Origin of the sequence: Marinobacterium marinum (assembly GCF_013868415.1) — a bacterium.
Taxonomy (GTDB): domain Bacteria; phylum Pseudomonadota; class Gammaproteobacteria; order Pseudomonadales; family Balneatricaceae; genus Marinobacterium; species Marinobacterium marinum.
The window spans coordinates 140,711-159,960 of sequence record NZ_JACEMT010000046.1; the positions used below are offsets into that span (position 1 = coordinate 140,711).

Annotated in this window: 15 protein-coding genes; 5 read left to right on the plus strand and 10 right to left on the minus strand. The window is 58.5% G+C overall.

Going from position 1 to position 19,250, the window contains the following annotated elements:
• Positions 1–24: 24 nt before the first annotated feature.
• The 10 genes from murG to mraZ are packed head-to-tail and all read right to left on the minus strand — an operon-like array spanning position 25 to position 11,214.
• On the minus strand, positions 25–1,107 hold the full coding sequence (gene murG, locus H1S06_RS08785) for an undecaprenyldiphospho-muramoylpentapeptide beta-N-acetylglucosaminyltransferase (protein WP_181739268.1): 1,083 nt from the start codon (positions 1,105–1,107) through the stop codon (positions 25–27).
• Entirely contained in the window at positions 1,104–2,336 is a 1,233-nt protein-coding gene (ftsW, locus tag H1S06_RS08790; protein ID WP_181739270.1) for a putative lipid II flippase FtsW, read from the minus strand. Before ftsW ends, murG begins: the two co-directional genes overlap by 4 nt.
• Entirely contained in the window at positions 2,333–3,682 is a 1,350-nt protein-coding gene (gene murD, locus H1S06_RS08795; RefSeq protein ID WP_181739272.1) for a UDP-N-acetylmuramoyl-L-alanine--D-glutamate ligase, read from the minus strand. Before murD ends, ftsW begins: the two co-directional genes overlap by 4 nt.
• A 27-nt stretch (positions 3,683–3,709) precedes the next feature.
• On the minus strand, positions 3,710–4,792 hold the full coding sequence (gene mraY, locus H1S06_RS08800; RefSeq protein WP_181739274.1) for a phospho-N-acetylmuramoyl-pentapeptide-transferase: 1,083 nt from the start codon (positions 4,790–4,792) through the stop codon (positions 3,710–3,712).
• A 4-nt stretch (positions 4,793–4,796) separates the two neighbouring features.
• Positions 4,797–6,170: a UDP-N-acetylmuramoyl-tripeptide--D-alanyl-D-alanine ligase gene (locus H1S06_RS08805; protein ID WP_181739276.1), complete on the minus strand. Its 1,374-nt coding sequence runs from the start codon at positions 6,168–6,170 to the stop codon at positions 4,797–4,799.
• On the minus strand, positions 6,167–7,681 hold the full coding sequence (locus H1S06_RS08810) for a UDP-N-acetylmuramoyl-L-alanyl-D-glutamate--2,6-diaminopimelate ligase (RefSeq protein WP_181739278.1): 1,515 nt from the start codon (positions 7,679–7,681) through the stop codon (positions 6,167–6,169). The genes H1S06_RS08805 and H1S06_RS08810 overlap by 4 nt, the downstream gene beginning before the upstream one ends.
• Complete coding sequence (locus H1S06_RS08815; RefSeq protein ID WP_181739280.1) at positions 7,678–9,396, minus strand: peptidoglycan D,D-transpeptidase FtsI family protein; 1,719 nt, start codon at positions 9,394–9,396, stop codon at positions 7,678–7,680. The genes H1S06_RS08810 and H1S06_RS08815 overlap by 4 nt, the downstream gene beginning before the upstream one ends.
• Positions 9,383–9,802, minus strand: a complete 420-nt coding sequence (ftsL, locus tag H1S06_RS08820) for a cell division protein FtsL (protein WP_255482969.1) — start codon at positions 9,800–9,802, stop codon at positions 9,383–9,385. The genes H1S06_RS08815 and ftsL overlap by 14 nt, the downstream gene beginning before the upstream one ends.
• A complete protein-coding gene (rsmH, locus tag H1S06_RS08825) occupies positions 9,799–10,737 on the minus strand; it encodes a 16S rRNA (cytosine(1402)-N(4))-methyltransferase RsmH (protein ID WP_181739282.1) in 939 nt (312 codons plus the stop codon). Before rsmH ends, ftsL begins: the two co-directional genes overlap by 4 nt.
• 21 nt (positions 10,738–10,758) lie before the next feature.
• Entirely contained in the window at positions 10,759–11,214 is a 456-nt protein-coding gene (gene mraZ, locus H1S06_RS08830) for a division/cell wall cluster transcriptional repressor MraZ (RefSeq protein ID WP_181739284.1), read from the minus strand.
• A gap of 520 nt (positions 11,215–11,734) precedes the next feature.
• Between mraZ and H1S06_RS08835 the strand changes: the two genes are divergently transcribed.
• From H1S06_RS08835 to H1S06_RS08855, 5 genes are all read left to right on the plus strand, one after another.
• Positions 11,735–13,438: a sensor histidine kinase gene (locus H1S06_RS08835; RefSeq protein ID WP_181739286.1), complete on the plus strand. Its 1,704-nt coding sequence runs from the start codon at positions 11,735–11,737 to the stop codon at positions 13,436–13,438.
• Complete coding sequence (locus tag H1S06_RS08840) at positions 13,431–14,768, plus strand: sigma-54-dependent transcriptional regulator (RefSeq protein ID WP_181739288.1); 1,338 nt, start codon at positions 13,431–13,433, stop codon at positions 14,766–14,768. The genes H1S06_RS08835 and H1S06_RS08840 overlap by 8 nt, the downstream gene beginning before the upstream one ends.
• 21 nt (positions 14,769–14,789) lie before the next feature.
• Complete coding sequence (locus H1S06_RS08845; protein WP_181739290.1) at positions 14,790–16,076, plus strand: ABC transporter substrate-binding protein; 1,287 nt, start codon at positions 14,790–14,792, stop codon at positions 16,074–16,076.
• 469 nt (positions 16,077–16,545) lie between these two features.
• Positions 16,546–17,991 carry an NAD-dependent succinate-semialdehyde dehydrogenase gene (locus H1S06_RS08850; RefSeq protein ID WP_181739292.1) on the plus strand — a complete coding sequence of 482 codons (1,446 nt, stop codon included), beginning with the start codon at positions 16,546–16,548 and terminating at the stop codon, positions 17,989–17,991.
• 60 nt (positions 17,992–18,051) lie between these two features.
• Positions 18,052–19,218 (plus strand): iron-containing alcohol dehydrogenase, encoded by a 1,167-nt coding sequence (locus tag H1S06_RS08855; RefSeq protein ID WP_181739293.1) that lies wholly within the window; start codon positions 18,052–18,054, stop codon positions 19,216–19,218.
• Positions 19,219–19,250 lie beyond the last annotated feature (32 nt).

Consider the following 19,250-nt stretch of genomic DNA (forward strand, 5'->3'; position numbering starts at 1 on the left):
CTTTTACACTGCGGTTCACCGCTTTCACTTCATCACCTCCAGGCAGACCCTTGCCACTCTGTCGCTGGCATCGGGACGCGCCTGCTGTCGCGCTCGCTCGGCCATTTTCAATAAATTGTCTCGTTCGCTCATCTCGGCCAGCAAAGCAGCCAGTCGCTCCGCATCCAGATCGACTTGCTGAATCAGCTGTGCAGCTCCGGCCTGCTGCAAATGTTTCGCATTGGCAGTCTGGTGATCATCAACCGCATACGGAAAGGGCACAAAAACAGCCGCAACACCCGCTATTTCAATTTCGCTGACGGTCAGCGCTCCGGCACGGCACAACACCAGGTCCGCCCAACCATAAGCCTTGTCCATACGCTCGATAAAGGGCACGACACTGGCCTCGACACCGGCTTCGGCATAAGCTTCGCGCGTTACTTCCAAGTGACGCTTGCCGGTCTGATGCCAAACCTGAGGGCGCTGTGCCGACGGAAGCTGTGCCAGTGCTTGCGGCACTATCCGGTTGATTGCCAAAGCGCCCAGGCTGCCCCCGACGATCAGTAGGCGCAGCGGCCCGTCACGCTCAGCCCAGCGCTGTTCGGGAGCAGCCAGTTCGAGAATCGGGCCCCGGACCGGGTTACCGGTCGTCTCGACACCCTGACGGTCGGCAAAGGCTTCCGGAAACGCCTGCAGTACACGCGTTGCAAGCCGTGCCAACGTCTTGTTGGTCATCCCCGGAATCGCATTCTGCTCATGAACAACCAGTGGCCGTCGCAAAAGCCAGGCCGCCAGGCCGCCAGGCCCCGAGGCAAAGCCACCCATTCCCAGTACCGCATCGGGCCGCACCCGGCGCAGAACGGCCAGCGCCTGTCCCAGCGCATTGGCGAGGCGGAAGGGTGCCAGCAGTAAGCTTAACCGTCCCTTGCCACGCAGCCCTGCTACCGAAATTCGATGCAATGGAATACCCGCTGCAGGCACCACATCATTTTCAATCCCTGTACGACTGCCCAACCATTCGACTTCGACCCCCTGCTGCTGCAGCTTCTCGGCGGTCGCAAGCGCCGGAAAAACATGCCCCCCCGTACCACCGGCCATGATCAACACTTTTCGTGCCCGGGTGCTCATTTCACCTTCTCCTCAAGCCTTAACAGGCGTCGTAACCAGGGCAACTCTCGTGGCTGCATCTTCAGGCGCTGGCATTTCAGTTCATAATCGACCCGCAAGACAATCGCGATCATCGTTGCGCACACCAGCAAACTGGAGCCGCCGTAACTCAACAGAGGCAAGGTCAACCCCTTGGTCGGCAAGGCCCCCACGTTAACGCCAATATTGATCAATGCCTGCCCCGCGATGGTAAACCCGAACCCATAGGTCAGGTACGCCATATAAAAACGCTGCTGCTTTTCGGCCTGCCGTCCAATACTGAAGATCCGCGCAACCATCAACACGTACAACGCGATAATCAGCAAGGCACCAATCAGCCCCAGCTCTTCGGCAAGCACGGAGTAAACAAAATCCGTATGCGCCTCCGGCAGATAAAACAGTTTCTGCACACTGTTACCCAGGCCGGTGCCGAACCAGTCACCGCGCCCGAAAGCAATCTGTGCCTGAGACAACTGGTACCCGGCCCCATAAGGGTCAGCCCAAGGGTCGGTAAAGCTTTTCAGACGCTCCAGACGGTATGACTGGGAAAAGGCCAGCATGGCTACAAGACTGCCCCCCACGACAACCACCAACACCAGCTGCACAAATCTCATACCACCCAGAAATACGATGCCGGCCACGGTGCCGACCATAACCACCAGCGCTCCGTAATCCGGCTCCATCAGCAGTAACCAGCCATACACCCCCATCGGCAGCGCAGGTTTGACCACCCCCCAGAAACTGTTTCTCACCTCATCCAGCCGTCTCACCAGATAGCCACTGATAAAGATCACCATGCAGGCCTTGGCAATCTCCGATGCCTGCAGGTTGAGAGGCCCCAGGCCTATCCAGCGCCGCGATCCGTTCACCTCACGACCAATGCCGGGAATCAGCACCAGAATCAGCAGCAGCAGTCCGAACAGTAACAGGACAAAACTGTATTTCTCCCAGGTCCGCACAGGGATAAACGCCGCGCAGGATGCACACAACAGCGCCATAAAGACGAAGCTGCCGTGCCGCACTATAAAATGGGCCGGAGAGCCGAAATCCCGTGCTGCCACATCCATGGAGGCCGATGTAATCATCACCAGCCCTATCAACATCAATGCCAGCGCACTGCATAACAGCAACGGGTCCAGCGGTGCCATGCCGGCAGGCACGCGCAGCCGCTCCGGCAGTGCCGGTGTTGGCAGCCTCAGCCCCGCCTTCACGTCAACGCCTCCACCGCCCGAACGAAGCAGTCGCCACGTTCGGCATAACCTGAAAACATGTCAAAACTGGCACAAGCCGGTGACAGCAGCACAATGTCGCCCGGACGTGCCAACGCCTGCGCACGGTTGACAGCCGCCTGCAATGTCGCCTCAAAGTGGGGTCTGACCGATGTCACTTCGGTCGCGATTTGCCTTGCATCACGCCCGATCAAAACCACGTCCCGACTGAAGCGCTGCAATGGTTCGTTCAAAGCAGCAAAAGACTGATCCTTGCCAACGCCTCCGGCAATCAAAATCAACCGAGCCTGCTCCGGCAGCGTGGCCCCCAGCCCTTCCAGCGCCGCCAGCGTTGCCCCCACATTAGTGCCCTTGGAGTCATTGAAATAGCTGACGCCCTGCAGCTCAGCCACCCACTGGCAGCGATGCTTCAGTCCGGCAAAATCCTGCAATGCCGCCAGAGCCGCCTCGCGCGGAATCGCTACGGCATCGGCCAGTGCCAGAGCCGCCAGCCCATTGGCCAGGTTATGACGCCCACGTATTTTGAGGTCTGATGCGGGCAACAACGGCTCCCGGCCACAGCACAGCCACAGCTTTCCCTGACAATGGCGCAGCCCGTATTGCTTCAAATCAGGTTCATCCAGTCCAAAACTGCGCAGCTCCACACCCTGCGCCAACAAAGGCTGGGTCAGGGCATCCTGACGATTGGCCACAACCACCGCCGCACCACGATAGATTCGCTGCTTGGTGAGTGTGTAGTCCTGCATGCCGGCATAACGATCCAGATGATCGGGACTGACATTGAGCACGGTTGCCGCAGCTGCTCTCAATTCATGAGTCGTTTCCAACTGGAAGCTGGACAACTCAAGCACATACAGTTCGGCCGGCTGCTGCAGCAAATCCAGCGTCGGGGTGCCGATATTGCCCCCTACACCAACCGAGATACCGGCCCGGTCGGCCATCAGCCCCACCAGGGTGGTCACGGTGCTTTTTGCGTTGGAGCCGGTAATGGCGACAATAGGAGCCTGAGCTTCCCGGCAAAACAGATCGATATCGCCTATCAGGGCAGCGCCGGCTGCTACGGCCTGCTCGATTGCCGGATGACGCTTATCGATACCCGGACTGATCACCAGCTCCTGTGCCTGCGAGAGCCAATCGCCGTCCAGCTCTCCCAAACGCAGCTCCACGGCTGGAAACTCGGTGCTGAACGCACCGGCGGCCGCAGGAGCCTGACGGGTATCACACATCGCAAACTCAATCCCGCGGCGACGAAAATACCGCGCACAGGAGAGCCCGGTCTGGCCCAGACCGATAATGATGCGCCGTTTGTCAGTCGTGATCAGGCTCACCCCTGCTCTCCTTTATCCATCGCTTTGTTAACGTATTTTCAGGGTCGCCAGCCCGATCAGTACCAGCACCACGGTGATAATCCAGAAGCGCACAATAACGCGCGGTTCCGGCCAGCCTTTTAATTCAAAATGATGATGAATCGGCGCCATGCGGAAGATGCGGCGCCCGGTCAGCTTGAAAGAAGCAACCTGCAGAATCACCGACACGGTTTCCATCACGAACACACCGCCCATAATCACCAGCACCAGCTCCTGACGTACGATGACCGCAATAATGCCCAGAGCGGCACCCAGCGACAGGGCGCCTACATCACCCATGAATACTTGCGCCGGATAGGTGTTGAACCAGAGGAAACCCAGCCCGGCCCCCACAATGGCACCACAGAAGATGATCAGTTCGCCGGAGCCTGCCACATAGGGAATTTGCAAATAGCTGGCAAACTGCACATGACCGCTCAGGTAAGCGAACACCGCCAGAGCTGCCGCCACCATGACTGTGGGCATGATGGCAAGACCATCCAGGCCGTCAGTCAGGTTAACGGCATTGGAGCTGCCGACGATCACGAAATAGGTAAAGACAATGAAGAAAATGCCCAGATCGATCGCCACATCCTTGAAGAACGGCAGTATCAGCTGAGTTTCCACCGGTGACTGTGCGGTCACATACAGCACGACAGCCGCTCCGATTCCGCCAATCGACTGCCAAAAGTACTTCCAGCGCGCAGGCAGGCCACGCGGATTCTTTTCCACCACCTTGCGCCAGTCATCCACCCAGCCAACGGCACCAAAAATCAGGGTCACGATCAGAGTCACCCAAACATAGCGGCTGCTCAGATCACTCCACAGCAACGTGCTGATCGCGATGGACAACAGAATCAGTGCGCCCCCCATCGTCGGCGTACCGGCCTTGCTCAGGTGAGATTGAGGACCATCGTCACGCACGGCCTGCCCAATCTGCTTTTCTTTCAGGCGACGAATCAGCCAGGGCCCCATAAACAGCGAAATGCCCAAAGCTGTCAGAATTCCCATAATCCCGCGCAGCGTGATATAACGAAACACCCCAAATCCGGAATAATACTGGGACAGGTAGTCGGCAAGTAACAAAAGCATAGTATCAGTGTTCCCCTTCAAGCAGGGCAGTAACGACCCTGTCCATCTGCGCGCTGCGCGAGCCCTTGACCAGAACAGTCGTTTCGGGCGACAGCAGTGTTTTCAATCGTTCAATCAATGTCTGTTGTTCCTTGAAATGTTCCGCACCCGACTTGAGAGAGGCAAAAGCATCAGCGGCCGCCTGCATTCTGGGTCCAGTAACCAGTAGCCGCTCAACGCCCCGCTCAGCAGCATAACGCCCCACTTCGGCATGCAGACGCGGGGAATCCTCGCCCAGTTCAGCCATATCGCCCAACACCAGAATCCGCTCTCCCGACAACTGCGCCAGCAAATCTGTCGCAGCCTTGATGGCATCGGCATTGGCGTTATAGCTGTCATCGATCACCAGCGCTTTTGAATGCAAGCGATGAGGACTCAAGCGCCCCGCAACCGGCGTAAACCGATCCAGTACACCCGCGATCTGCGGCAGTCGTTGTCCGGCCGCCACCCAGGCAGCTGCAGCCGCCGTCGCATTAGCCACGTTGTGACGCCCCAGTATCTTCAGGTTAACCGGCAACTGATCGGTGCCATCATCCAGGACAAAGCGCCAGCTGCCATCCGTGTTCATCTGTAAGCGCCCGGCACTGATATCGGCCGCACCGTTCTCCACCCCGAAGGTAAATACACGGCGCTTCAAGCGGTGCAAACGCTCGATCCAGGCCGACGCATGAGGAGAGTCCAGGTTGACCACACCAACGCCGCCTTCACGCAGTCCGCTGAATATTTCGCCCTTGGCACTCACCACTCCCTGAAGACCGCCAAAGCCCTCAAGATGTGCCCCCATGGCATTATTCAACACAGCTACGTCCGGTTGAGTAAACGCCGCTGTGCGCGCAATTTCACCCTGCGCACTGGCGCCCAGTTCGATCACGGCCGAACGATGCTCGGCCGACAGGCGCAATAGCGTCAAAGGCGCCCCGATTTCGTTATTCAGGTTACCCTCGGTCGCCAGCACCTCCCCTCGGGTGGCCAACAGGCCCGCCAACATTTCTTTGACCGTGGTTTTGCCACCACTGCCGGTAACGGCAAAGACCGGTGCCCGGAACAGCGAGCGGTTATACCCGCCCAACTGTCCGAGTGCCTTTAAGGTGTCGGTGACAACCAGCTGAGGCAATCGGGTTTCGATCCTGTGATCGACCACAACTGCCGCAGCCCCCTTCAACTCGGCAGCACCGACAAAATCGTGCCCGTCGAAACTCGGGCCTTTCAGCGCCACAAAGAGATCACCCGGCGCCAAAATACGGCTATCAGTGACGACCCTTTGCAGCGTGCAATTTTCACCTGGCTGTTGCGCACCCAACACTTGCTGGAGCTCACTCAGCTTGAAGGCGCGCATCATACATCAGCTCCTTCTTGCAATACATGCAAAGCCTGTTGACTGTCATCAAAAGGCTCTTTGACCCCGTTTACTTCCTGCCAGCGCTCATGCCCCTTGCCGGCAATCAACACCAGATCGTCAGCAGACGCCTGTTCGATCGCCCACCGAATCGCCGCCGCACGATCCGCTTCGACATGCATATCCACCTCGGGCACTACACCTGCCAGAATGTCGGCGATAATAGCCTCCGGCGATTCTGAACGAGGGTTGTCGCTGGTCACAATCACCTGATCTGCCAGTGTTGACGCAATACGCCCCATGTCCGGCCGCTTGCCAACATCACGGTCACCACCACAGCCGAACACGCACACCAAACGTCCACGTCCGGAACGATGCAAGCGCAGCGCCTGCAGTGTTTGAGCAAGCGCATCGGACGTATGGGCAAAATCCACGACAACAGCAGGCTTGCCAGAAACCAGCGGCAGTGTCTGCATGCGCCCGGCGACCGGTTGTACGGATTCCAGTGCCGCCGCGACCTGCGCTGGCGTACACGTCAGCAACTGCAACAGACCGGCGCACAGCAGCAGATTGCTGACGTTGAAACTTCCCATCAGCGCCGTTGCAACCCTGTGGCGTTCTTGTCCGGCGCTCAACACAAAACGGCAGCCCTCTGCCGTAAACTCCAGTTCTTCAACGCCCAGATCCGCTCCCGGTTCACTCAACGCGAAGCCCAGCACACGGGCCTCTTCAGGGCACAGTCGCTGCCACAGAGTGCGCCCGAATACGTCATCCAGATTGATGACCTGCAAGGCAGGCGTATAGTCGACAAATAGCCGTGCCTTGGCATCCCCGTACTGCGCCATGTCGCCGTGATAGTCCAGATGATCGCGCGTCAAGTTGGTAAACCCGGCTGCCGCAAACTGCATTCCGGCCACTCGCTGCTGATCCAGCGCATGACTGGACACCTCCATAACCACGTATTCGGCTCCGGCCCGTTTCAATTCAGCCAGCAGCCCCTGCAGCGCTATGGCATCGGGCGTCGTATGGGTTGCCGGCTGAAGGTTATCCAAAAAACCGTTACCCAGCGTTCCGATCACGGCAGTACGGTGGCCCAGATATTCCAGCGCCTGAGCCAGATAATTGCTGCAGGACGTTTTCCCGTTGGTTCCGGTGATGCCGATCACCTTCAACTCACGACTGGGGTGATCATAAAAACGGCTGGCCACCTGCCCCACAACCGCGTCCAAATCATCGACCCCCAGCACCGGAACCGGCAGTCGAGCACACTCTTCCTCGCTCAACTCCCCCTGCTCAACCACAACCGCAACCGCCCCCCGCTGCAGGGCATCAGCAATAAAGTCGACCCCTCGGCACGCGACGCCATTACGGGCAAAAAACAGATATCCGGAACCGACCTTGCGACTGTCCAGCGCCAGGCCCGACACCTGCACAGAGCCATCAACGGGCAAAGCCGCAGGCACTGTCAGCGCCTGCGGCAAAAGTGTTTGTAAAGACCGGGTATATAAACTCATTGCATTGCCACCCGTGAAGATGAGGACTCGGGCCACTTGTCCGGCGGCACGTTTAACAACCGCAGCGCCCCTCCCGCGACTCGGGAAAAGATGGGGGCCGCGACCAACCCTCCGTAATATTCCTGCCCCTTGGGATTATCGACCATGACTGCAATCACCAGGCGCGGGTTACTAACGGGCACGACGCCGGCAAAAACCGACACATATTTGTCTGCGGCATACCCTCCGCCACTGGCCTTGTGCACCGTGCCGGTTTTGCCACCTACCCGGTACCCCTCTACAGCAGCACGACGCCCTGTTCCCGTTGGCCCAATCACGGTTTCCATCATATCCAGAATCTGCGGAGCAACCCCCGGCGGCATTACCCGTGTACCGGCAGTCGGCTGCGTCTGCTTCAGCAACGTGGCCGGACGAAACACGCCATCCGCCGCCAAAGGCACATAAGACTGCGCCAGCTGCAGCAACGTCGTGGATAACCCGTAACCGTAGGACATGGTGGCCCGCTCTACGCGTTGACGTTCGTTCAGATACGGCAGCACGCCGGTGCGCTCTCCCGGAAAGCCGGTCCCACTATCACGCCCCATACCGACATTGGACAACATGTTGCGTACACTGTCCGGCTCCATTGCCAGCGCCAGCTTGGTCACACCGACGTTGCTCGACTTGGTAATGATACCGGTCAGGCTCAATTCGCCGTAATTGCGGTGATCCTTGATTGTGGCACCCGATACACGGATATAGCCCGGCGAGGTATCAATGATGGAATCGCGGGTATACTTGCCACTCATCATAGCCGCCGCCACAGTGAAAGGCTTGGTGGTAGAACCGGGCTCGAACAGGTCAGTCAGCGCCCGGTTACGCAGTGCCGACGTGTTCAGGCCGGAGCGCTCATTCGGGTTATAGGATGGCTGATTGACCAGTGCCAGCACTTCACCGGTGCGTGCATCCAGTACGACGGCCGAGCCGGAGTCGGCCTTGTGTACATCGACCGCTGCTTTCATTTCACGATAAGCCATATACTGAACGCGCAGATCGATACTGAGCTGAAGATCATCGCCCGGATCGGCATCCTGCAAGGATCGAATGTGCTTGATGGTACGCCCGACCCGGTCTTTCAAAACCAGCTTGCGGCCCGGTTCGCCACGCAGGCTGTGGTTATAGGCCAGCTCCAGACCTTCCTGCCCCTCGCCATCCACATTGGTAAAACCGACCAGGTGAGTGCTCACCTCGCCGGAAGGGTAATAGCGCTTGTATTCTCGATCGACATGGATGCCGGTCACGCCCAAGGCCTCGACTTTTTCAGCCAGCTCCGGGGTCACCTGACGTTTCAAATACAGAAAACGACGCTCTCGGTTCGCGGACAGTTCGGCCTTGAGGTCATGCGGGCGCATTTCCAGCAACTGAGCGAGTCGCGTCAGGCCTGCATGCTGCAAATCGGATTTGAGAGGATCCGCCCAGATCGTTGCAACCGGCGCACTCACCGCCAAAGGCTCGCCATTGCGATCGCTGATGACACCCCTGTGTGCCGGAATCAGCATGGTACGCAACGACCGGGCATCCCCTTGGCTACGCAGGAATTCCTGCTCATTGGTATACAGTGAAAACAGTTTTGAGGTGATCGCAGCCACAATCAGGGCGAGCAGCACCAGAACCAGCCAGATCCGCCAGCCTCGCGCCGCTTGATTCTGCATATCGCTCTCTTTATTGCTGCTCATTGCGCACGATCTCGATGGCTTCGACTGCCGGTACTACCATGTTCATTTGATCTGCGGCCAGGGCTTCTACCCGATGGTGCGCCGACCAGACACTCTGTTCCAGCAGGTACTGCCCCCACTCCACCTGAATTTCATCCCACTGCTGTACCAGTATTTGGTGCTGGTTAAACAGGCGACGATATTCATAGGCCGAAAAAATCACGGCCATGGCGCTGCCCATTACTGCCAGTGTCAACACCACACTGATCAACACCGGCGCAAACAGTTCACCGCCACTGAGCATCCGAGCAGGCAACTCTGGAGCCGTCCGCGACCGCGCCAGCCAATGCAGAGGCAAACGCGCCTTGATGCTTTCCACCCAGACCTCAAAATCCGGATGCTTCACGGTGAACTTGAACCGCTTCATGCCAGCTTGATGGCTGCCCGCATGACAGCACTACGTGCTCGCGGATTCTGGTTCAACTCATCCTTACCCGCCTTCACAGCCTTCCCTGCAGACTTCAAGCGCCGCTTCAGCATCGCATCCGTGACCGGAACCCCGGGCGGCAAATGCTCGTCTCCTTTAACGTGACGACGAATAAAACGCTTAACGATGCGGTCTTCCAGCGAGTGGAAGCTGATCACGACCAGGCGGCCACCCGGAGCCAACACTTCCAGCGCCTGATCCAGACAATCTTCCACATCCGCCAGTTCGCGGTTAATGTGAATTCGGATTCCCTGAAAAGCTCGCGTTGCCGGGTGCTTGCCCTTTTCCCAACGCGGATTGGCTTCGGCAATAATCCTGGCCAACCGTGCCGTGGTGACGATAGGCTCTTCTTCACGCTCGGCAATAACTGCGCGCGCCATGCGGCGAGAGAAGCGCTCCTCACCGTACTGGTAAAGCACATCGGCGATCTCGGTTTCGGAGGCGCGATTGATCCAGTCCGCCGCACTTTCCCCGGACGTGGTATCCATCCGCATATCCAGCGGGCCATCGTTAAGGAAACTGAAACCACGCTCGGGGTCATCCAGCTGCGGCGAGCTGACCCCCAGGTCCAGCAAAACGCCACTGACTTTCCCCACCAGACCTCGCTGCTCGACAAATGTCTGCAGCTGAGCAAAGGAACCATGTTCAATACTGAATCTCGGCTCGTCGGCAAAACGCTCATGAGCGTGACGGATAGCCTCAGGGTCCTTATCAATCGCCATCAGGTGCCCCTGCGGCGATAGCTGCTCCAGCACCAGCGCACTGTGTCCGCCTCGACCAAAGGTGCCATCGATGTAAAATCCATCGGGCTCCTGGACCAGCTCTTTGACCGCCTCGTCGAGCAGCACGGTAATATGACTGAATGTTTGACTCATGTTGTTCCGTCGTTGTGTCTGTTAAAGCGACAGGCTTTGCAGTTCAATCGGGATTTCACCCTCGTCCTCCGCCTGCAGATACTCATCGCGTGTACTGTTCCAGAGCGCCTCGCTCCATATTTCGAACTTGTTGCCCTGGCCAAGCAGAATGATTTTCTTGTCCAGCTCGGCATAGTCACGCAAGGGTGCCGGCAATAACATGCGTCCATTCGCATCCAGCTCCAGGTCCGTTGCATGGCCGGTCAGCAGACGCTGAATGCGTCGCACGGCCTTATTGAAGCTGGGCAAGGCGTCAATTTTCGCCTGAATTTCGTCCCATTCGGGTTGCGGATAAAGCAACAGGCACTGATCTTCGGTATCAATCGTCACCACCATTCGGCCTTCGCAATGAGCATGAACAGTCTCGCGATAGCGCGCCGGCAGGGCCATACGTCCTTTGGCATCGAGATTGATCGGATTGACTCCGCGAAATTTCACGTCCGTCACTCCCCAATTTAACCCACTTTTATCCACTTTTTCCCACTAGGCGACACTATAGGTAGTAAGCCCAGTAGATGCAAGGTGGTGTACCATCGGTATAACAATTTCAACCCTTGCTTCATCCGGCCAAAAAATTCGAAAATAATCTTATTTAACAAACACTTAATAAAACTCAAAAAATGCATAGGAGTGGCATCCTGAGGGGAATCCACCCCCTGATCGACTTGAGTTTCATTAATGCAACAAGAGGCTGTTTCATCGATGAATCAACCTGACTGCCGGAAAATCAAGCATTTAAAAATGACCTTAAAAAAATGCGTGAAAATACACTTCATAAAATTCATGCGGCCCCAAAATAAAACACGGCAGGAAAAGGCCCTGCTGTCCACACTCGCCCTCATTCAGCCCTCCATAACGGATTCGCTGCACATCGCATGACAAGATCTGGTATCGTTGCTCCCCCCGGCGCTCGATCACATCAGCCCAGCTCCCGGTCCAACAACCGCAGAACTCTTGAATGGCCGCCTACCCTCAGCAAAAACAGCTCAGCTCCCAGTACCTCTGGCTCTCCCTGATCGTCGCACTGGTCCCGCTACTGTCATTTACCGCCCTGTACGACAGCTACTTCGCGCAATTGGTGACCCGTATTACGGATGGGCGCCTGGCCACCCATCTGGCTGCTACCCGCAATGAATTCCGTACCCACTTGCGCGAACGCCAGTACGAACTGGAAGCCCTCACCGACCAGCTCGACAGGAGTGAACTGTTTACTCGAGAGGGCTACCATGCTCTATCACCCGAATTGAAAAGCCTGCTGCGGCTACAGCTGGATGATCAGGCCGTCTACGGCATCGCTTTCTTCGACGCTCAGGACAATCTGTTATGGAGCTTTCCCTCCCAGACCCTGACTCAAACCCGATATCAACAGATGCAACAAAGCCCCACATCCACTTTCGAAAGCGTCGACCTCATCGGCCCCGGCGAACACTCATGGAACACCCCTCCCGCACTTCTGATGCGCAAGAAGGTCACATTCAGCGCCCTGACGCCGGCAGAAAACGCTCCATCCATCGCGCTGATTCTTCGTTTCAATACCCTTGCCGGTATTCCCCGAAACCTGCAACTGGGTGGCGTTTACAAAGCACTTTTGCGTACCCCGGACGGCCATAGTTACGATACTGTCGGACAACCCGCCTCCCCCGGCGACACCTCCCACCATCATGAACTCATCCCCGGCTGGACACTGCAGCTGGTACAAAATACCGAACTCATAGAGCCGCCCAGCGCCGGGATGCGCTACTGGCTGATCACACTGGTTGCCGGCACCGCCGTGTCCCTGCTACTGCTGCACTGGTACCTGTCTCGCCGCCTCAAACACCAAGTTGACGTACTGATCCAGAGCGTCGAACAGGTTGCGAACGGTGATCTTGAAACCCCGGTCAAGCTGCTCAACAGCGCCGAAATGGGGCGCCTGACACAGGCCATCGAACGCATGCGCACACAGCTTAAACAGGTCATCAGTTCCACAGTCGACATGGAGCGCCAGGCGTCTCTGGGCCAACTGGCCGCCGGACTTGCGCATGATATTCGCAACCCTCTGACCACCATTCGCACCACCATTCAGGCACTGGCCCGACGTGAACAGAACGCCATGCACAAAGACATGCTGAACATGGTTGAAGAGGAGATCGAACGGGTCAACGAGGTGATTGCCAACCTGCTCAATTTTGCCCGGCCGCGCCCACCCCAGGCCGAACTCATTCGCGTCTGCGAGCTGTATGAAGGACTGATCGCACTGGTCAGTGCGTCGGCGCGGCATCAGCAGGTCACGCTGGCAATGAGCTGTGATCGTGCTCTGTTCATTCGTGCCGATGCCGGTCACATGCGACAAATATTGATGAACCTTATTCTGAATGCCTTGCAAAGCCTGGAGGGCAGTGGGGGGCATATCCGACTGACAGCAGTCACAGAGCAGAAAACGGGGGCCATTCTACTCACGGTTACCGACGACGGTCCGGGCATTTCCGACACGCTGCTGCCCCGCATTACCGAACCCTTCTTCACAACCCGGGAAACCGGCACCGGTCTGGGGCTGGCAATCTGCCAGGTATTGGCGGCCAGTAATGACGCCAGGCTGCATATCCGCAGCCAGGTCAACCGGGGGACCAGCGTTGAACTGCGCTGCCCGGCCCCAGGACACAACGAGGCGAATAATGACTAATCTGACCGCTCTGGTTATCGACGATGAACGCAATCTGATCCGCAGCATTCGCTTTGCCCTGATGGACCAGGGAATCGAGGTCCTCGGCGCCGGTACTGCGCGTGAAGGGCTTGAACTGGCGACCTCCGAGCAACCGGACGTAATCCTGCTGGACCTGGGATTGCCAGACCTTTCAGGGCTTGAGCTTCTGCCTCGTTTGCGCCAGACACTACCGGAAATCCCCGTAATCATGATCTCGGCTCATGGCGACACTCGCTCTGCCGTTCGAGCCGTAAAAGAAGGAGCACTCGACTACATCACCAAGCCATTCGAATGGGATGAACTGGTCGTGCTGATCCGGCGCAGCAGCGAGCACTCACGCATGGCGCGAGAACTCAGCTTTCACCGCCAACGTCACAGACATACACACCGCTTGGTCGGCAACAGTCCACAGATGGAACGGCTGCGCCAGACACTGGAGCAGATCGGTCGCAGCTCCGGCAAGACGGTTCTGATCTCGGGCCCCTCAGGTACCGGCAAGGCGCTGGTCGCACGCAGCCTGCACGACGTACGCTTCGCGGATGCTCCCTTCATCGAAATCAACTGCGCCGCCCTGCCCGAACAATTGATTGAGGCCGAACTGTTCGGTGCCGAGCGTGGCGCCTACACCGGCGCAACGCAACACCGCAACGGCCTGATCGCCCTGGCCGATGGCGGCACCCTGTTTCTGGATGAGGTCGGCGAACTGCCTCTGCCCCTACAGGCCAAGCTACTGAGCTTTCTCGAGAACCGCAGCTACCGCCCGATCGGCAGCAGCCGTGAAGTTCAGGCTGATGTGGTCGTGATGGCCGCCACCAATCGCGATCTCAAGTCCGAAGTGGAACACGGAACCTTTCGTTCCGATCTCTACTACCGCCTCAACATCCTGCCCATCAGCGCCCCGCCCCTGGCCGAACGCAGCGATGACATCCCGCTGCTGATGCACCACTTCAGCCAGCAGTTTGCCGCCCAGGAAGGTTGTGAGCCGCCAGCCTGGAGCCCGGAAGCACTACAACTGCTGCACCACTATGACTGGCCCGGCAATGTGCGGGAACTAAGAAACCTGGTTGAGCGCATCACCATCCTGCACCCCGGACAGAATATCCTGCCCCGACACCTGCCGGATGAACTCCAGACCGACACGGACGCAGCGCCTCAACCTGCCGCTTATACAGAGGCGGTCGAGGACAAGGAACGCCAACTGATCCTTGCCGCCCTGCAGGAAACAGGAGGACACAAAGGACTGGCAGCCGAGCGCCTGGGTATTTCCCGCCATGCTCTCAAGCGTCGCATTCAACGCCTGGGGCTTTAAACCCCGCTACAGAGAATCATAATGTTCAGACTCAGCTTTCTCGCCTCTCTCATACGCCGACTGATCCTGCTGCCCCTCACTTTTGCAGTCCTGCCCGCACAGGCCGAGATCACGCTCGGCGCTGAGGATGCTGAAGCCCAGGTACGCGTCGGCTGCCTGTTCCCGCTCAGCGGGCGTGGCGGGCTCTATGGTCGCGACAGTGCCGTGGGTATTCAGCTGGCACTGGAATGGCTGCAACAGCAGCCGATCCAATACCCGCACCTGCAAATATTCATTGCCGACAGCCGCTCAAAGGCTTCTCGGACAACTCGCCTGGCGCGCGAGTTTGTGCGCGACCGAGGTACCCGATTCATCTGTGGCGTGGTCAATTCCGCCGTTGCCTGGCAGGTCGCCCAGGTCGCGGAATCCGAACGCGCCTTTTTCATCGGCACCGACCATGCTTCCCCCCGCCTGACCGAAACGGATGTCTCTCCCTACTACTTCAGGGTCAACAACAATAGCCGCCAGTCCATGTATGCCGCCGCACGCTATATTCAGGATTCCTTTCAGCGGCCCGGAAAAAGACCTCTGCGCATCTCCTATCTGGGACCGGATTACGATTATGGCTACCAAATGTGGCAAGACCTGCAGCAGGCTCTGCGGCAGGCTGACGTTCCCTTCGAAATCGTGACCGCTCTCTGGCCTCGCCTCTACGAGCCTGATTACACCCCCTATATAGAAGCCCTGAAGCAGCAACCGACCGACCTGATCATCAATTCGCTGTGGGGCGGCGACCTCGTAGCCTTCATCGAACAGGCCAACCAGGCCAATCTGTTCCGGCACGCCGAATTTGCCAACTTCGACACCGGTGGCAACTACGAAGTTCTCGCAGCCTTGGCGGATGACATGCCGAGCGGGCTCATTCTTTCTTCCCGCCACCACAATAACTGGCCCCAAACCGACTACAACCGCTGGTTCGTACAGCGCTTTCATGCACTGAGCGGTCGCTACCCCTCCTATGCGGCAGAAGGCGCTTACGCCGGCATTCTCGCCATCGCCGAAGCCATCCGTATTGCAGGCGTTGATGCCGACGATACCGAAATTCGCACGACCCTGGAGGGGCTCCGCCTGAAACTGCCGGAAGATCCGCCCGGATTCACCTCTTACATGGACCCGGTTACGCATCAATTACAGCAGGTCATCGCCATCGGCCGCAGCCTGCCCGCTTCCGACCACCCGCCTGCCAGCAAACTGCTGGGCGAATGGAAAATCTACCCGCCCCACCCCTCATCCCGAGCGAAAACCGCCCGCGCTGCCGATCATGAATGAGCGAATCCCGCTCATTCATTTTCATTGCGTTTCCAGATCAAACAAAAACCCTTAATAAACAATTAGTTACAAGATAGTAAAAACTGGCATCCGTTTTGCTTTAGCACCTTTGCAGTTCTGCCCGCGTGACGCAGAAGAACAACAAAGAGGCAAACCGGTATGCGAATGCTGTCAAACAGTCATTGTTGCAGCCCCTTTCAAGGTGCTGCCCTCAAGACCTTCTCGTGGTTACACCCTGGCGCCACGAGCCCCTCATGGCTTGGCAACACCGCACTCAGGCCGGCTTCCCGTTCGCTGCACCGGACGGAGTCCAAGTCCACTCTTCTGCCCGACGTCGAGCGCTTGACGCTCGGCGTTCAAACGCGCCTCTGCATGTACAACGTTTAGTTAATCGACGCCTTTTCAGTGCTGTTCGCGCCCTTAACTCGGCGGGAACAGCCATGGCCACACAACCTGAATGGAGATGGTTATGACCACACTCAAGGATGCGTCCTTGCTGAAAGACCTTTGCCTGATCAATGGCACCTGGGTCGCTGCAGCATCGCAAGCCACCATCAACGTGACCAATCCGGCCACCGGTGAACCCCTGGCGACCGTGCCTCACCTGGCCCCGGAAGAAATCCCGGCCGTTATCGAAGCCTCCCGAGTCGCGCAGAAAACCTGGGCAGCCCGCCCAGCCAAGGAACGCGCAGCCATCCTGCGCCGCTGGTTCGAGCTGATGCTGGAAAACGTCGATGATCTTGCCCTGATCATGACCCGCGAACAGGGCAAGCCGCTGGCCGAAGCCAAGGGCGAAATCGCCTACGCGGCCTCTTTCATCGAATGGTTTGCCGAAGAGGCCAAACGCGTGTACGGCGACACCATCCCTGCACCCCGTGCAGACCAGCGTATTACCGTGCTGCGCCAGCCCATTGGCGTTACTGCCGCCATCACGCCCTGGAACTTCCCGGCTGCCATGATCACCCGCAAGGTTGCACCAGCCCTGGCCGCCGGCTGCTCCATGATCGTCCGCCCCGCGGACCTGACCCCGCTGACGGCTCTGGCACTGGGCGAACTGGCACAGCGGGCCGGCGTACCGGCCGGTGTATTCCAGATCGTCACCGGCTCCGCCAGCAAGATCGGCAAAGTGCTGACCGACAGCGAAGTCGTCAGCAAGCTGTCCTTCACCGGCTCTACCGAAGTCGGCCGACTGTTGATGGCCCAGTGCGCAGACACTATCAAGAAAGTTTCCCTGGAGCTGGGTGGCAACGCCCCCTTCATCGTGTTCGATGATGCCGACCTGGATCAGGCCATTGAAGGTGCCATGGCCTCCAAGTACCGCAACGCCGGCCAGACCTGCGTATGCGCCAACCGCATCCTGGTACAACGCGGCGTCTACGATGCCTTCGCTGAAAAGCTGACCGAACGGGTACGTGCGCTGAAAGTCGGTGACGGCACCAAGGCCGGTACCGATATCGGTCCGATGATCGAGGAAAAGGCGATCACCAAGGTGGAAGAACACATTCAGGATGCCGTTGCCAAGGGCGCCACCCTGCTACACGGTGGCGAGCGCCTGGGCGGCCTCTACTTCCAGCCCGCCATTCTCACCGGTGTCACCACCGAGATGAAAGTGGCCCGGGAAGAAACCTTCGGCCCCATGGCCCCCCTGTTCGTGTTCGACACCGAAGAGGAAGCCATTGCCATGGCCAATGACACCATTTTCGGTTTGGCCGCCTATTTCTACACCCGCGATCACGCACGCACCATCCGCGTTTCCGAAGCTCTGGAATACGGCATGGTCGGCCACAACACCGGCCTGATTTCCAACGAAGTCGCACCCTTTGGTGGCGTCAAACAGTCCGGGCTCGGCCGAGAAGGTTCGAAGTACGGCATCGATGAATACCTGGAACTCAAGTACGTCTGCAGCGCGCTGTAAGACTCAACCGGCGAGCAGGCCTTGTGCCGCTCGCCTCTGGAATGGAGGAGGAATCCAACCATGACTGAAGAACTCAAGCCCTTTACCTTCGACACCCCCGGGTCGATGCATCTGGAATGGGGCGGCGCCGCGCGCATGGGCGAACTGCTCGGCGAATGGTTCGAACAGCGCAACCTGCTGATCGTCACCGACAAGTTCCTGCACGAAAACGGCCTGCTGGATGCTGCCAAGGCATCACTGGCCGCCTGTGGCTTTAGCGTTGTCGTCTTCGATGATGTCGTCGCCGACCCACCCGAGTCAGTACTGCTGGCCTGTGTCGAACAGGGTAAGACTGCAGGTGCCGATATTGTGCTGGGGCTGGGTGGTGGCTCGTCCATGGACATCGCCAAGCTGGTTGCCGTCATGCTGAAATCCGACCAGTCTCTGGCCGACATGTATGGCATCGGCAACATCAAGGGTGATCGTGCCCCGCTGGTACAGGTACCGACCACGGCCGGTACCGGCTCCGAAGTGACCAACATCACCATCCTGACCACCGGTGAAACCACCAAGATGGGGGTTGTTGCCCAACAACTGTACGCCGACCGCGTCCTGCTGGATGCAGAGCTGACTATTGGTCTGCCGGCCGCCGCCACCGCCGCGACCGGTATCGACGCCATGGTTCATGCCATTGAAGCCTACACCTCGGCTCACCGCAAGAATCCCCTGTCCGACGTGCTGGCCAGGGAAGCCCTGCGTCTGCTGTGCGGCAATCTGGTGACGGCCTGTCAGGAAGGCTCTAACCGAGCCGCTCGTGAAGCCATGCTGCTGGGCTCCAATCTAGCCGGCCAGGCGTTCTCTAACAGCCCCGTTGCAGCCGTACACGCCCTCGCCTACCCGCTGGGTGGTCACTACCACCTGCCGCACGGCCTGACCAATGCGCTGATGCTGGGTCCGGTTCTGCGTTTCAACATGGCCGCTGCGGCACCGCTGTATGCGGAGCTGGCCGACGTTGTCTTGGGCCCGAGCGATGCGGATGTCCAGACCCGCTCGGCACGCTTTGTCGAACACATGCAGGCACTGATGAACCAGTCCGGTGCCCCTCAGCGCCTGCGCGACGTCAACATCAGCGAAGACAGCCTGCCGACGCTGGCCAGAGACGCCATGTTGCAAAGCCGATTGCTGATGAACAACCCGGTTGAAGTGACCGAGGCCGACGCTCTGGCGCTGTACCAGGAAGCTTACTGATCCCCAACCCATGCCCGCCCTGCCCGACAGGA

What these genes read in the sequence shown, in the direction of transcription:
- murG (WP_181739268.1), bottom strand. Translation starts at nt 1,107, where the DNA reads ATGAGCACCCGGGCACGAAAAGTGTTGATCATGGCCGGTGGTACGGGG.
- mraY (WP_181739274.1), bottom strand. Translation starts at nt 4,792, where the DNA reads ATGCTTTTGTTACTTGCCGACTACCTGTCCCAGTATTATTCCGGATTT.
- H1S06_RS08805 (WP_181739276.1), bottom strand. Translation starts at nt 6,170, where the DNA reads ATGATGCGCGCCTTCAAGCTGAGTGAGCTCCAGCAAGTGTTGGGTGCG.
- H1S06_RS08810 (WP_181739278.1), bottom strand. Translation starts at nt 7,681, where the DNA reads ATGAGTTTATATACCCGGTCTTTACAAACACTTTTGCCGCAGGCGCTG.
- H1S06_RS08815 (WP_181739280.1), bottom strand. Translation starts at nt 9,396, where the DNA reads ATGAGCAGCAATAAAGAGAGCGATATGCAGAATCAAGCGGCGCGAGGC.
- ftsL (WP_255482969.1), bottom strand. Translation starts at nt 9,802, where the DNA reads ATGAAGCGGTTCAAGTTCACCGTGAAGCATCCGGATTTTGAGGTCTGG.
- rsmH (WP_181739282.1), bottom strand. Translation starts at nt 10,737, where the DNA reads ATGAGTCAAACATTCAGTCATATTACCGTGCTGCTCGACGAGGCGGTC.
- H1S06_RS08835 (WP_181739286.1), top strand. Translation starts at nt 11,735, where the DNA reads ATGGCCGCCTACCCTCAGCAAAAACAGCTCAGCTCCCAGTACCTCTGG.
- H1S06_RS08840 (WP_181739288.1), top strand. Translation starts at nt 13,431, where the DNA reads ATGACTAATCTGACCGCTCTGGTTATCGACGATGAACGCAATCTGATC.
- H1S06_RS08845 (WP_181739290.1), top strand. Translation starts at nt 14,790, where the DNA reads ATGTTCAGACTCAGCTTTCTCGCCTCTCTCATACGCCGACTGATCCTG.
- H1S06_RS08850 (WP_181739292.1), top strand. Translation starts at nt 16,546, where the DNA reads ATGACCACACTCAAGGATGCGTCCTTGCTGAAAGACCTTTGCCTGATC.
- H1S06_RS08855 (WP_181739293.1), top strand. Translation starts at nt 18,052, where the DNA reads ATGACTGAAGAACTCAAGCCCTTTACCTTCGACACCCCCGGGTCGATG.